12 protein-coding genes are annotated in these 14601 nt (G+C 58.9%); 7 read left to right on the top strand and 5 right to left on the bottom strand.

Annotated features, from left to right (window positions below; all coding sequences use genetic code 11):
• Window positions 1–20: 20 nt before the first annotated feature.
• The 4 genes from ACF0H7_RS15485 to rnk all read left to right on the top strand — a co-directional run bounded on the left by ACF0H7_RS15485 (window position 21) and on the right by rnk (window position 5309).
• Complete coding sequence (locus ACF0H7_RS15485; protein ID WP_397453601.1) at window positions 21–2321, top strand: Orn/Lys/Arg decarboxylase N-terminal domain-containing protein; 2301 nt, start codon at window positions 21–23, stop codon at window positions 2319–2321.
• Window positions 2322–2401: 80 nt separating this feature from the next.
• On the top strand, window positions 2402–3742 hold the full coding sequence (gene potE, locus ACF0H7_RS15480; protein ID WP_397453600.1) for a putrescine-ornithine antiporter: 1341 nt from the start codon (window positions 2402–2404) through the stop codon (window positions 3740–3742).
• 47 nt (window positions 3743–3789) lie between these two features.
• Window positions 3790–4695, top strand: coding sequence for an amino acid ABC transporter substrate-binding protein (locus ACF0H7_RS15475; protein WP_397453599.1), 906 nt, complete (start codon window positions 3790–3792; stop codon window positions 4693–4695).
• Window positions 4696–4901: 206 nt separating this feature from the next.
• Window positions 4902–5309, top strand: coding sequence for a nucleoside diphosphate kinase regulator (gene rnk / locus ACF0H7_RS15470; RefSeq protein ID WP_397453598.1), 408 nt, complete (start codon window positions 4902–4904; stop codon window positions 5307–5309).
• A 214-nt stretch (window positions 5310–5523) separates the two neighbouring features.
• Here rnk and ACF0H7_RS15465 read toward each other — a convergent pair whose 3' ends face one another.
• The 5 genes from ACF0H7_RS15465 to ACF0H7_RS15445 all read right to left on the bottom strand — a co-directional run bounded on the left by ACF0H7_RS15465 (window position 5524) and on the right by ACF0H7_RS15445 (window position 10558).
• Window positions 5524–6159, bottom strand: a complete 636-nt coding sequence (locus ACF0H7_RS15465) for a TetR/AcrR family transcriptional regulator (protein ID WP_397453597.1) — start codon at window positions 6157–6159, stop codon at window positions 5524–5526.
• Between the two features lie 76 nt (window positions 6160–6235).
• Window positions 6236–7759 carry a CoA-acylating methylmalonate-semialdehyde dehydrogenase gene (locus tag ACF0H7_RS15460; protein WP_397453596.1) on the bottom strand — a complete coding sequence of 508 codons (1524 nt, stop codon included), beginning with the start codon at window positions 7757–7759 and terminating at the stop codon, window positions 6236–6238.
• 146 nt (window positions 7760–7905) lie between these two features.
• Complete coding sequence (locus ACF0H7_RS15455; protein ID WP_397453595.1) at window positions 7906–9132, bottom strand: type II toxin-antitoxin system HipA family toxin; 1227 nt, start codon at window positions 9130–9132, stop codon at window positions 7906–7908.
• Window positions 9132–9452: a helix-turn-helix domain-containing protein gene (locus ACF0H7_RS15450; RefSeq protein ID WP_397453594.1), complete on the bottom strand. Its 321-nt coding sequence runs from the start codon at window positions 9450–9452 to the stop codon at window positions 9132–9134. The genes ACF0H7_RS15455 and ACF0H7_RS15450 overlap by 1 nt, the downstream gene beginning before the upstream one ends.
• A gap of 203 nt (window positions 9453–9655) precedes the next feature.
• Window positions 9656–10558, bottom strand: a complete 903-nt coding sequence (locus ACF0H7_RS15445) for a helix-turn-helix domain-containing protein (RefSeq protein ID WP_397453593.1) — start codon at window positions 10556–10558, stop codon at window positions 9656–9658.
• 174 nt (window positions 10559–10732) lie between these two features.
• Here ACF0H7_RS15445 and ACF0H7_RS15440 point away from each other — a divergent pair, with 174 nt between their 5' ends.
• From ACF0H7_RS15440 to ACF0H7_RS15430, 3 genes are read left to right on the top strand one after another with little or no spacing between them, the layout of a single operon-like run.
• Window positions 10733–12091, top strand: coding sequence for a glutamine synthetase family protein (locus tag ACF0H7_RS15440; RefSeq protein ID WP_397453592.1), 1359 nt, complete (start codon window positions 10733–10735; stop codon window positions 12089–12091).
• Between the two features lie 47 nt (window positions 12092–12138).
• Complete coding sequence (locus tag ACF0H7_RS15435; protein WP_397453591.1) at window positions 12139–13227, top strand: polyamine ABC transporter substrate-binding protein; 1089 nt, start codon at window positions 12139–12141, stop codon at window positions 13225–13227.
• Window positions 13224–14513 (top strand): NAD(P)/FAD-dependent oxidoreductase, encoded by a 1290-nt coding sequence (locus ACF0H7_RS15430; protein WP_397453590.1) that lies wholly within the window; start codon window positions 13224–13226, stop codon window positions 14511–14513. The genes ACF0H7_RS15435 and ACF0H7_RS15430 overlap by 4 nt, the downstream gene beginning before the upstream one ends.
• Window positions 14514–14601: the final 88 nt, after the last annotated feature.

Here is a 14601-nt window from a genome sequence, read left to right as displayed (position 1 = left end):
TAATCCTCCAGGAGCCTCTAATGAGTCGATCGCAAACGCGTTTCCCCAACGACATGGTGCCGCGCTTTCCCGTATTGATCGTGGTCAATGCCAAACTGCATGACGACAGCATTATCGTGCGCAACGCCAGGGCCATTGCTGCAGAGTTACACCAGCATGAGTTGGAAGTAGACATTGTGGGTTCGCTGGATGAGGCAGAGATAGCCGTCAGTGCCAACGCGGCCTACAGCTGCGTCATCATTGGCTGGGGGCTGTGCGAGAAAGCGCCTGAACAAGCGCTGCAACTTATCCAGTCGATCCGCCGGCGCGCCGCACAATTACCGATTTTGCTTGGCATGAACAGCGAGAACCAGAGCAAGGTTCCGTTGGCGTTCGTCGAGAACATCGACGGGGTCATTTGGCAACCCGAAGACAGTCCTCAATTCATTGCCGGGCGTATTGAAACGGCGGCCCGTCGCTACCTCGACACCGTCCTGCCGCCGTTCTTCGGCGCTCTGGTCAACTTTGCCGGTACACATGAGTATTCATGGCACACCCCGGGCCATACCGGCGGCACCGCCTTCATGAAGACAGCAGTCGGTCGCAGCTTTATCAACTTCTATGGCGAGCAAATGCTGCGCTCAGACCTCAGTGTCTCGGTGGGCGAACTGGGTTCGTTAAATGACCATTCAGGCCCGATGAATGAAGCGGAAAAATACGCCGCGCGGGTGTTCGGCGCCGACTTCACGTTCTTCTCGGTGGGCGGCAGTTCGGCGAGCAACGAGATCGTCCTGCATTCGGCAGTGACCGATGGCGATTCGGTATTGGTCGATCGCAATTGCCATAAATCCTTGAACTATGCGCTGAACATGTCCGGTGCGGTGCCGCTGTATTTGCGCCCGCGGCGCAACGCCCGAGGCCTGATCGGGCCAGTGCCGCGTACCGAGCTGACCCCGGCGGCCGTTGCACAGAAACTTGCCGAAAGCCCGCTGGCGACCAATAAGCAGGCGAACCCGGTACTGGCGGTGCTGACCAACTCGACATACGACGGCCTGTGTTACAACGTGCAGATCACTACCCGTGAGCTGAGCCAGAGTGTCGACCGCATCCACTACGATGAGGCCTGGTTCGCCTACGCGCGCTTCAACCCGCTGTATGAGGGCCGTTACGGCATGCACCGTGGCGAGCGACACGCCGACGATGCTACGGTGACCGTCACCCACTCGACCCACAAACTGCTGGCGGCGCTTTCACAGGCCTCCATGATCCACATTCGTTCGGGCAAGGTACCGATCAAGCCGGCTCTGTTCAACGAGTCGTTCATGATGCATACCTCGACGTCGCCGCAGTACAGCATCATCGCTTCTATCGATGTCTCGTCGAAGATGATGGACGACTCCGGCGGCTACCTCACCGACGAATCGATCGGCGAGGCCATCGCCTTTCGCCAGGCCATGGTCCGTCTGCGCAACGAGGTGCAGGAACGCGACGCCGCGGATTGGTGGTTTGGCGTCTGGCAGCCGGACGAAGTCGACGGTGTGCCCTTCGCCGAAGTCGACCCGCACGTACTGCACAAGGGCGATGCCTGGGTGCTCAAGCCGTCGGCCAGCTGGCACGGTTTCGGCGACCTGGGCGATGACTACTGCATGCTCGACCCGATCAAGGTCACGGTGCTGACTCCAGGTCAGACGCTCGAAGGCGAGATGGAGAACAGTGGTATTCCGGCCCCCTTGGTCTCGACCTTCCTCTCCAGTCGCGGAATCGTGGTCGAGAAGACCGAGCCCTACTCCATCCTGTTGTTATTCAGCCTCGGCATCACCAAGGGCAAGTGGGGCTCGTTGGTGGCCGGCCTTATGGAGTTCAAGAAGCATTACGACGCCAACTCGCCACTGGAACAGGTACTGCCCGAACTGGTCGCCAGCCATGGTGATCGTTATGGCGACATGGGACTCAAGGATCTGGCCGAGCACATGCACCAGGACATGCTCACCACGAAAATGCTCAAAAACATGGACGCCGCCTATACCCTGCTGCCGACCCAGGTGAGCTCCCCTCGGGCGACATTCGCCAAGCTGGTCAAAGGTGAAATAGAGCAGATTGCCGTGCGCGACATGCTTGACCGAACCGTCGCCGTACAGATTGTTCCTTATCCGCCAGGGATACCTCTGATGATGCCCGGGGAGAAAGCCGGTACAGACAAAAAGGCCATCATCGATTACTTGCTGGCAATGGAATTGTTCGATGGCCATTTTCCCGGTTTCGAGCATGACAACCATGGAGTCGAGATCGAGCGCGACGCCCAGGGGCGCCCAACCTACAAGGTGTATGTGGTCAAACAATAGTGTTTAGCCCCCTCCCCGGCGGTACGCAGTAAACCGCCGGACACAGGGTCAGTGCTTTCGACAGCGCAAGGAGTGTTCAGATGGCCGACTCAAGCAAGAAAATGAGCCTCATGGGGCTAACCACACTGGTAACGGTCAACATGATGGGATCGGGCATCATTATGCTGCCAACGAACATGGCCCAACTCGGTGCCATTTCGTTGCTGTCATGGATCGTGACCGCCATCGGGTCCATGGCCATCGCCTACTGTTTTTCCCAATGCGGCATCTTCTGTACAAAGTCTGGCGGGTTGTCCGCCTATACCGAAGAGGCGCACGCAAAGTCCGGGTTCTTCCTCTGTTCGTACCTGTACTTCATCTCGTTGGCCATCGCCAATGTGGCCGTTGCCATCTCCGCCGTGGGCTACATGTCATCGTTCGTGCCCTGGTTAAGCAGTGGCGCCATTCCGCTGTTCATCGGTACGGTCGGCTTGCTTTGGATCACCACCCTGGCCAACTTCGGCGGCCCCAGCATCACCGGCAAGATCGGATCGGTAACCGTCTGGGGCGTGATCATCCCGGTGGCCGGCTTGAGCATCATCGGGTGGTTCTGGTTCAAGGCCGATATCCTGGCTGCCGCCTGGGACCCGCACAACCTGCCGATCTCCGAGGCGGTCGGCAAGGCGATCCCCCTGACCCTCTGGGCGTTTCTCGGCATGGAGTCTGCGGCGCAAGCCACCGATGCGGTGGAAGATCCCAAGCGCAACGTTCCGCTGGCTTGCCTGTTCGGGACGCTGGGGGCCGCAGTGGTTTATGTGCTGTCGACCACGGTCATCCAAGGCATCATCCCCAATGATGAGCTTGCCAAATCGGCAGCCCCCTTCGCACTCGTCTATGCGCATATTTTCAACCCGATGATCGGCAACATCATCCTGGCGCTCGCGGTGATGGCGTGTGTCGGTTCTCTGTTGGGGTGGCAGTTCACCCTGGCGCAAACGGCCAAGATGACGGCCGACCAGGACCTGTTTCTGAAACTGTTCAGCAAGGTCAGCGCACGGGGAGCACCCATCGTGGGCATGATCGTGTGTGGCGTGTTGCAGACGCTAATGGCCGTGTCGACCATTTCGCCCAATGCCAGCGCCCAATTCAGCAAACTCGTCAACCTGGCAGCGGTGACCAACCTGATTCCCTACGTGACAGCACTGACGGGGCTGTTGGTGATGATGCACAAGGCCAAGGCCTCGCCAGCGATCTACACGCGCAACACGGCCGTGTTACTGATAGCCGTCGCCTATTCGTTGTACGCCCTTTATGCCTGCGGCAAAGACGCCGTATTCGGTGGCACCCTGGTCCTTGCATTCGGTTACCTGCTCTACGGCTTCCTCGCCAAGCGCTTTGTCAATGAGCCTCTAACGGTCCAGACCAGAGCCGGCAATCCTTAGACGTTGTTTTCAAGACTGAAAAGACATCTGAATAAGGGAAACAGGACATGAACGTACAGTTGATCAAACCCGCGAGCCTGCTGCTTACCTGCCTGCTCATGCTGGTGCCGGCGTTGGCCAGCGCCAATACGCTTGAGCGCGTTCGCACCAGCAACACCGTTAACCTGGGTTTTATCCCGGATTTCGCACCCTTCAGTAGCAACGAAGGAGACAAGGTCAGCGGCTATGCCATTGATCTGTGCCTGAAAGTGGCGGACAAGATCAAGGCCGAACTGGGCCTGCCCTCGCTTAAGGTGCACTACCAGCCCGTCAACATTACCGAGCAAACCAGTGCCGTCAGCTCGGGCAAGGTAGACATCCTCTGCACACCGACACCGGCCACACTGGAACGGAGCAAGACGGTGAGCTTTTCGGTGCCGGTCTACACGGCAGGCCTCTCGGTAGTGGTGCGTGACGATGCGCCTGAGGCGTTGCTCAATGTGCTCAATGGCAAGGTGGCCCACGATGGGCCGACCTGGCGCGCAACCGTCAATCGTGGCATCGCCAACGAGACCTTTGCTGTCACCGCTGGCGGCGTCACCGAGGCGTGGATCCACGAGCAAATACGCTTACTCGGCGTCATCGCCACCGTGGTCACAGTCAAGGATAACGATCAAGGGATCAAGCAGGTTGCCGAGGGCAAAGCGGATGCTTTCTTCTCGGAGCGGATGCTGCTCGATAACCACATCGTCAAAGATTACCCGCAGGGGAACCTGAGGCTTTTGGATCGTATTTTTGAGTACGCACCGGTCTCGATGATGATCAATCGAGACGACGATAACTTCCGTTTGTTGGTCGATACCACGTTGAGTGAGATGTACCGTTCCGGTGCGATCGAGCAGGCATACGACAAATACCTGAGGGGTGCCAGCGACTCGGACAAGAAACTGTTCAAGATCTATGCGTTGCCGTAGAACGGAGGCGGTTACCTGCCTGGATTGATTGTGAAGGCTCTGATTGCGTGGCAGCACGGTGGTCAGTATTAGCGGCGCAGTGAGTGAGATATTGCTGGATTCTTGGTAGGGTGTACGAAGTCTAGCGACGCGCAATACCCCAAAGCCCCGTCATCACTTGGCGGGGTTTTGCTTTTCACCCCACGGACAATGGAGTTGTCTTGATCATGAACACTACCTCTTCAATCACCCTCACCCGTCTTGACCTTCAACGTCTGGAGCGGCTGATCAAAAGCCTGGACCACGAAACACCGGGTCTCGACGCCTTGCAGGCCGAATTGGATCGAGCGGACGTGCTTGAATCAAATGAACTGCCGGCCGGCGTCGTCACCATGAATTCGCGTGTGCATTGCCGGGAGGACGTCAGCGGCAAGGATTACCACCTGACACTGGTCTACCCCAAGGATGCGGGCTCCGAAGGCACCGTGTCGATCCTCGCGCCGATCGGCAGCGCCTTGCTGGGCTTGCAGGTCGGCCAGCATATCGAGTGGCCGGCGCCCGGAGGAAAGACCCTGAAATTGCAGCTGCTGGCCGTGGAGTATCAGCCAGAAGCTGCGGGTGACGTGCATCTGTAAGCCACGGCACGGCTGAGCGGCCACGCCCTCCTCACACGGGCGGCTGGACGATTAACGTTTCAACGAAGGCGAAAAAACGCTGCCCGGAACCAGCGCCGCTCGTGAAGGAAGCCTTCGGCCCACGGTGCCGGCACCGATGATGATGGAGTCGAACGTTGGCTCACTCATTAGGAATTAATTAGACCGATCGTATATCAAAGGTGAAAAAAAGAGCCTAAGTCTTTAGGCTCATCAAAAACATGTCTGCGAATACCCGTAACGGTTCACCGTTGCGCTCAAGCTTGGCGCGCAGAACCGCACCTTCCCAGCCAATCCAGAAAAACGCTGCCCAGCGCGCGGAGTCCGCATCCCTAGCGATTTCACCGGCTGCCTTGGCTTCCTCCAGGCAGCGCTCGAAGCGGGCCTGCCAGTCCAGCAGTACATCGGTAAGCTGAGCGCGGAAGGATTCCGGCAGTGCCCCCATCTCCTGGCCCAGGTTGCCAACGAGGCAACCTCGGCGGAAATCGAAGCGGGCCATGCCGCGCTCGGCCTCCTCGCAAAAGGCTTCGATGCGTTTGAGCGGGGTCAGGCTTTCGTCGAGCAGAAACCGATCCAGCTTGCGCACGAAATAACGTGCGTACAGCGTGATCAGTTCACTGCCATACGCTTCCTTGCTGGCGAAGAAGTGATAGAAGGAGCCTTTTGGCACGCCGACAGACTTGAGGATTTCGTCAATGCCGGTGGCCGAAAAGCCCTTCTCCGTCAATGCGGCAACACCGGCACGGCACAGGGTTTCACGTGTCTCGCGGTAGTCGCCGACGGCTTTCGCCGGGCGACCACGCTTGCGAGGTATTGCGATAATGTTTGTCATGTGTCGATTATTAGACCTATCGTCTCGTTAAATCAACAGGATCTTTGCGCCGTGCTGACCTGCGGCAATCCGGCGCTTATTTCGCGGTCGGCATTGCGAACTCGGCACCCATCCCGATGCTTTCCGGCCAGCGCTGCATGATCGATTTCTGCTTGGTGTAGAAGCGCACGCCTTCTTCACCGTAGGCATGCATGTCGCCGAACAGACTCTTTTTCCAGCCACCAAAGCCCTGCCAGGCCATCGGTACCGGGATCGGTACGTTGATGCCGACCATGCCGACCTGGATGCGGCGGCTGAATTCGCGCGCCACGTTGCCGTCGCGGGTGAAACAGGCCACGCCGTTGCCGAATTCGTGGTCGTTGACCAGTTTCACTGCGGTGGCGAAATCAGGCACGCGCATGCAGGCCAACACTGGGCCAAAGATTTCTTCCTTGTAGATGCGCATCTCCGGGGTGACGTGGTCGAACAGTGTGCCGCCCATCCAGAAGCCTTCTTCACAGCCTTCGCCGGCATCGGCGCCGTTGAAATGACGACCATCCACTAACAGTTCCGCGCCTTCCTTGATGCCTAGCTCGATGTAGCCAGTGATGCGGGCATGGGCGGCCGGGGTGACGATCGGGCCCATTTCAGCGGCCAGGTTGCTGCCGTTGAGCACTTTGAGCGCTTTGGTACGCTCCAGCAGTTTTGGCATGACTTTGTCAGCCACATCGCCGACCAGCACCGCGACCGAGATCGCCATGCAGCGTTCGCCGGCCGAGCCGTAGCCCGCGCCGATCAATGCATCCACCACCTGGTCGATGTCGGCATCCGGCATCACCACCATGTGGTTCTTCGCGCCGCCCAAGGCTTGCACGCGCTTGCCGTGTCGGGCACCGGTTTCGTAGATGTAGTTGGCGATCGGCGTCGAACCGACGAAGGACACCGCTTTGACATCCGGGTGCACCAACAGCGCATCCACCGCTTCTTTGTCACCTTGTACGACGTTGAACACGCCATCCGGCAGGCCCGCTTGTTTCAGCAGATCGGCCATGAACAGGCTGGCGCTTGGATCGGTCGGGCTTGGCTTGAGGATAAAGGTGTTACCGGCGGCGATGGCCACGGGGAACATCCACATCGGTACCATCACCGGGAAGTTGAACGGCGTGATGCCGGCAACCACGCCCAGCGGCTGGCGCAGTGTCCAGTTGTCCATGTCGGTGGACACTTGATCGGAGAAGTCGCCCTTGAGCAACTGCGGAATGCCACAGGCGAACTCAACGATGTCGATACCACGGGCCACTTCGCCCTGGGCATCGGTGAAAACCTTGCCATGCTCGGCAACGATCAGGTGCGCCAGCGCGTCTTTGTTTTGGTTCAACAGTTCCAGAAACTTGAACAATACCCGGGCGCGGCGAATCGGCGGCGTGTTCGACCATTTAGGAAAGGCGGCTTCGGCCGAGGCCACTGCGGCGTCTACGTCTTGCTGGTTGCCCAGGCGCACATGGCGGGTTACGGCCCCGGTCGCGGGGTTGTAGATGGGCTGAGTGCGGGTGCCGCTGCCGGCGACATGCTCGCCGTGGATGTACTGGGCAATTTCTTTGTTGTCGCTGGTATTAGTCATGGCGTGTCTCACTTCGGGGAGGAATTTGAAGGACACCCCAAGAATAAGCAGCAGCTATCGCGCCGACTACGGCATAAATTTGAATTGATTGTTCGCTATGGCGAACAATCGGCACTGGTACCGCATTACGCCATTTCTCATCGATGTCAGTTTCTGAAACGTTTGCCACTGGCAGCAGCCACTGCCGCATCCAGATCGGCGCCGACGAGGAACTGGCTGTAATGCTCATGCAGCTCCGTTTCCCAACTGGCCACCTGATTCAGGGCCGCTTCGGCCTCTTCTCGGGTCAGGGCAAAATGCCGATGCTGGCTCAACAGATTGTCACGCGTGATGCGCGGGCCGTCCGTGCCCACGGCCATCGACAGCGCCTGGGCCGGTCCCTCACCCAAGATCGGTAATACGTCGTACAAAGGCGACAGGCGCCACGTGTCGCCTTTCCAGATAACCGCATGGTTGCGTGGGTGATCGTCGCCGTTACCGACAAGGGCGTTGTAAGCCATGCGCGTAAACAGTTCGCGCCGGTCCGCCTCCGGAGCACCTCGACGCAGCAACTCATCAGCCAGCGCCGCGTAGATCCAGTCAGGGTGTGTTTTTGCCTTCCATTCGGCGTCCAGCAGCGTGAGACCGCTCAACATCGGCACGCGTCGAAAATGCCCGGTGTCCTGATCCCACGTCCGATCGAAGCGTTCCACCAACAGGGTATTGACCTTCTCGCCCTTATGCAGCGCAGTGTTGGCGACACTCAAGCCTTTGCTGGCGGCAAACGTCATGCAGGCGTGCTCGATGGAAGGCAAGTCGTAGTCGTCGTATTTGTCCTTCGGCTTTGCCAGAATCATCTTGTTGTCAGTTCGGAATGAGCGCTTCGGTCGCGCACCGCCCATGGCTGAACGCTGATCCCGGACCTTGAACGCTTCGAGCTCCTTTTCGCCGAGCTGGCTGTCGTAGATGACCTCGCAAACATCGATAAACCGGTCGACCCGGCTGGCGCGCAGTTCCGTCACTGGCCGCTGGCCAATGCCTTCTCTCGGTGTCCTGTCGACCCCGGCCATCAGGTTGCCAGCCCGGTCATCGTTGGGCGATTTGAGCAGCAGATCGACCTTGCTCAAGTCACCTTTCTGCGTGCGGCGCAGCACGCGCTCACCCCAACCATCGGGCATCGCATCATCGATGAACCCAGGAACACCTTCGTTTTTCAGGATTTTCATCGGCTTATCGGTCAACGGAAACCGAATAGGGTCAGGTACCCAGAAGCTCCCTTCGACCGCTTCAGGCGAATAAACGAACGTGCCCTCCCCCTTGTTCAGGGTGAGTTTGCCGAGGGTGAGCACCTGTCGGGTCAGTGGGCACTCCATGTAGATGTAGGCACTGGACATCAGAAATTCTCGGGGCTGGATTTGGCCAGGCGGACGCGCCTCGAGGCGGTTTCCTGTTCCAGGCTTGTGCTGAACGAAGGGTCTTCTTTAAGGCTCTGGAAAATTCTGTCAGACAGGCCGAGATTCCATAGCACCAACATGAAATCACGCAGCGAAACGCCCGGCTCACCTTTCTCGATCAGCCGGTAGGCACGCAGCGAGACGCCCAATCGTTCGCTTATGTCTACCTGCCGAATGGCCTGCTGCAGGCGTGCCTGTTTGACCTGGAGCGCAATTCGACGAAGCGTATCAGCACATTGAACCGGAAAAAATTCATCCATAAGGGCGCACCAGACGATCTCTTAAGTTGCTTAAGAGGTTAATATAAAGCACCTTAAAATAACAGTAAGGTTTTTAATATCTAATATAACGACATCTTAATCCATATAAGGTGTCATTTTTTACACCCTTGTAGGAGCGGGCTTGCCCGCGATCAGCTTGATGCGGAATCTCAATTGAATCGCAATCGCGGGCAAGCCCGCTCCTACACGCCACGCTTTAAGGTGTCACTCGGCAACTCGTTGAACAACGCCCGGTAGCGGCTGGAAAACCGCCCCAGATGCCAGAACCCCCAGTTCATCGCCACTTCGGCCACCGTGGTGGTGTAGGCCGAGCGGCTAAGCAGTTCGCGGCGGGCGCTGTTCAGTCTTCGCAGGCGCAGCCACTGCGTGGGCGCCATGCCGGTGTAGGCTTTGAACGCGTGTTGCAGTTGCCGTAACGACACGTCGGCGACCTGGGCCAGTTGCAGCAGGTGGAGGTTGTCTTCCGGGGTGTCTGCTGCCCATTCGGCGACCCGTTTCATGATCGTCCGCTCCCCTGCCCTGCGCTGCAACGCGACAGGGTCAAGATGCACGCACGAGCTGTCGAGGATGTACAGGCAGTCATCCAGCAATTGCTGAGTCAGGGCTTCTTTGCTCGGCGGATTGAGGGTCTGCGACAGTCGGGTCAAGGTGCCGCTGAGCCAGCGGCTGAACAGCGCGTTCTGTCCCGAATTGAGCGGTGCCATGAACAAGCCGTCCAACCGCTCGACGCTCAGACCGTGGTGCTGCACGAACGCCGGGCCGAACACCACCGCCACTTCCTGATAGTTCTCGGGTGTGATCCAGATGTTGCAGCTTTCACCGTTGAGCACATACAACGCGTTGTCGCTGCGATCAAAACAGAACGCCAGCGATCCTTGGGGCGCGCTGAAATTCTGCTCCACCCGCGTGTTCATGCACTCCTCGTAAATCTCCACGCCTTCGAGGTCCAGGTAGCGGATCTGCCCGGCGAAATGGCCTGGCGACATCTGCTGGTAATGCTGGACCCAACCGGGGGTGACGCGGATCTGCTCGGCGACATCGGCGGTGTTGAAAGCCTGGACCTGCAAGGGGTTTGACGCTGTCATCGACTGACCTGTGCGCACCTTTTTAGTGCGTTCTGATTGTGCTGAAAGTGGATAGATGGAACAAAAAGCCTCGCCCAAGATAGTCGTCAATGCGTTGCAGGGGAAGTCTCCTACCGCTTTTGCGGAATAAGGTGACAGCTCCTGGCGCTGGATAAAACCAACGACGAGGTCTTTATGAATGCCCCTTTCGATCAGCTTTCTTCCTGGCTGAAAGAACACAAGATTACCGAAGTGGAGTGCGTGGTCAGTGACCTGACTGGCATTGCCCGCGGCAAGATATCGCCCACTAACAAGTTCCTGCATGAGCGAGGCATGCGCCTGCCGGAAAGTGTGCTGTTGCAAACGGTAACAGGGGATTTTGTCGACGACGACATCTACTACAACCTGCTCGACCCCGCCGACATCGACATGGTCTGCCGGCCAGACGTGTCCGCCTGTTACGTGGTGCCGTGGGCCATCGAGCCGACCGCCATCGTGATTCACGACACCTTCGACAAGGCCGGCAATCCGATCGAGCTGTCGCCGCGCAATGTGTTGAAGAAAGTCCTCCAACTGTACACCGAACGGGGCTGGCAACCCATCGTAGCGCCTGAAATGGAGTTCTACCTGACCCAGCGCTGTGACGATCCGGACTTGCCACTCAAGGCGCCACTGGGTCGCTCCGGGCGTGCGGAAAGCGGTCGACAGTCATTCTCGATCGACGCCGCCAATGAATTCGATCCGCTGTTCGAAGACGTCTACGACTGGTGCGAAATTCAGGGGCTGGACCTCGACACCTTGATCCACGAAGACGGCCCGGCGCAGATGGAAATCAATTTCCGTCACGGCGATGCGCTGGACCTGGCTGATCAGATCACCGTGTTTAAACGCACCCTGCGCGAAGCCGCGCTCAAGCACAACGTCACCGCGACGTTCATGGCCAAGCCCATCGCGGATGAGCCAGGCAGCGCGATGCACTTGCACCAGAGCGTGATCGACATTGCCACCGGCAAGCCGATCTTTGCCGACGACAACGGGCAGATGAGCGAGTTGTTCCTGCACCACATCGGCGGTCTGCAAAAGTACATTCCGAAACTGCTGCCGATGTTCGCACCCAACGTCAACTCGTTCCGCCGCTTTTTGCCGGACACCTCAGCCCCGGTCAACGTCGAATGGGGCGAAGAAAACCGTACCGTCGGCCTGCGCGTGCCGACCTCGGGCCCTGAATCGATGCGGGTGGAGAACCGTTTGCCAGGCGCCGATGCCAACCCGTACCTGGCCATCGCCGCGAGCCTGCTGTGTGGCTATCTGGGCATGGTCGAACGCATCGAACCCAGTGCTCCGGTACAAGGCCGCGCCTATGAACGGCGCAACCTGCGCCTGCCGATCACCATCGAGGACGCGCTGGCGCACATGGAAGACTGCCCGACCATCGAGCGTTACCTGGGCAGCAAGTTCGTGCGGGGTTACGTCGCGGTGAAACGCGCCGAACACGAAAACTTCAAGCGCGTCATCAGTTCCTGGGAGCGCGAGTTCCTGTTGCTGAGCGTCTGAGTTCGACCGATTAAAAAACTCAAAAAAAACCATTCAAAGGTGTCGACATGCGTCTATTGAAAGCTGTGGTTCCCGTTGCGTTTGCCCTGTTGTGCAGTGTCGGTGTTCAGGCCAAGCCTACCGTCAGCGTGTACAACTGGACCGATTACATCGGCACTACCACCCTCGCTGACTTCGAGGCCAAAACCGGTATCAAGGTGGTCTATGACGTGTTCGACTCCAATGAAACCCTGGAAGGCAAACTGCTCGCGGGCCGCACCGGCTACGACGTGGTGGTGCCGTCCAACCATTTTCTGGCGCGTCAGGTCAAAGCCGGTGCTTTCCTCAAAATGGACCGTTCGCAGTTGCCCAACTGGAAAAATCTCGACCCCAAACTGCTGACGCTGTTGGAGAAGAATGATCCGGGCAACGCGCACTCGGTGCCGTACCTGTGGGGCACCAACGGCATCGGTTACAACGTCGACAAGGTCAAGCAAGTGCTGGGCATCGACCACATCGATTCCTGGGCAGTGCTGTTCGAGCCGGAAAACCTGAAGAAGCTCACACAGTGTGGCGTATCGATGATGGACTCGGCCGACGAAGTGTTCCCGGCGATCCTCAACTACATGGGCATGGACCCGCGTAGCTCGAACCCCGAGGACTACAAAAAAGCCGAAGCCAAGCTGCTGACCCTGCGTCCGTACATCACCTACTTCCACTCTTCCAAGTACGTCTCGGACCTGGCCAACGGTGACATCTGCGTGGCCTTCGGTTACTCGGGCGACGTGTTCCAGGCGGCGAACCGGGCCAAGGAAGCGAAGAACGGGGTGAACATCGCCTATGCGATTCCCAAGGAAGGCAGCAACCTGTGGTTCGACCTGCTGGCGATTCCCGCCGATGCCGCCAACCCGAAACAAGCCTTTGCCTTCATCAACTACCTGCTGGACCCCGAGGTGATCGCCAAGGTCAGCGCCACGGTCGGTTACGCCAACCCCAACCCGGCAGCCAAAGCCTTCATGGAGGCGGATCTGGTGAATAACCCAGAGGTCTATCCTTCTCAGGAAGTGCTCGACAAGCTGTACATCTCCACCACCCCGACGCCGGACATCATGCGTTTGATGACCCGGTCCTGGAGCAAAGTGAAGTCCAACAAATGAACCAGCAACATGCTCAGTCGTATTACGCCGCGTCCGCCGGCGCCATGGTGCAGTACCCGCAACTGGCGTCGCACCTGGTCGCCGATGTCTGTGTGATTGGCGGCGGCTTCACCGGGGTAAACACCGCCATCGAGCTGGCGCAGCGCGGGCTGTCGGTGGTGCTGTTGGAGGGCCGGCGTATCGGCTGGGGCGCCAGCGGGCGCAATGGCGGGCAGTTGATTCGCGGCATCGGCCACGACGTCAGCGGCTTCGCCCGCTATGTCGGTGAGGACGGTGTGCGCTACCTGCAACGTGCGGGCATTGACTCGGTGGCGTTGGTCGGCCAGCGCATTGCAGAGCATGGGATCGACTGCGACCTGCGCTGGGGCTTTTGCGAGTTGGCCAATACCCCGGCGCAATTCGCCGCGTTCGGCGCCGAGCAGGAGGAGCTGCGGGCGCTGGACTATCAGCATCAAACGCGTCTGGTCGGGCCTGGGGATATGCAGCAGGTGGTGGCTTCCAGTGCGTATGCCGGTGGCTTGGTGGACATGGGTTCCGGCCATTTGCATCCGCTCAATCTGGTGCTTGGCGAAGCGCGGCTGGCGCAATCATTGGGGGTGCGGATTTTCGAGCAGAGCCCGGTGCTCGAGTTGATTCATGGCAGCACCGTGCAGGTACGTTGTGCCACAGGCACGGTACGCGCCGGCAGTCTGGTGCTGGCCTGCAATGCGTATCTGGATGAACTGGAGCCGCGCTTGAGTGGCAAGGTGCTGCCGGCGAGCAGTTATATCATCGCCACCGAGCCGTTGGCGGCTGACGTCGCGGCCCGGTTGATCCCGCAGAATCTGGCGTTGTGTGACCAGAAGGTCGGGCTGGATTACTACCGGCTTTCAGCGGATCGGCGGCTGTTGTTCGGCGGCGCCTGTCACTATTCCGGGCGTGATCCGGCGGATATCGCGGCCTATATGCGGCCGAAGATGCTCAAGGTGTTTCCGCAGTTGGCTGGGGTGGGGATTGATTTTCAATGGGGGGGCAAGATCGGGATCACGGCCAATCGCTTTCCTCAGGTCGGGCGTTTATCGCAGTACCCGAATGTGTTTTATGCCCAGGGGTATTCGGGGCATGGGCTGAATGTGACGCACTGGACCGCGCGGTTGTTGGCCGAGGCGATTGATGCGGGGCACAGCCAGGGGCTGGATGTGTTTAGCGCGGTGCCGTTGATGACGTTTCCGGGGGGTAAAGCGTTGCGCTCGCCGCTGCTGGCGTTGGGGATGTTGTGGTATCGCTTGCGCGAGGTGTTGGGTTAACGGATCGGGCGTTGCTCAATTCCTGTAGGCGCTGCCGAAGGCTGCGATCAACCTGCGGACCGGTCGCTGCGTTTGAATGCCAATCGCA

Source organism: Pseudomonas sp. NA-150 (assembly GCF_044336365.1).
GTDB lineage: Bacteria > Pseudomonadota > Gammaproteobacteria > Pseudomonadales > Pseudomonadaceae > Aquipseudomonas.
The sequence above is the reverse complement of the archived record's forward strand: the minus strand, read 5'-3'. Positions and strand labels throughout refer to the sequence as shown.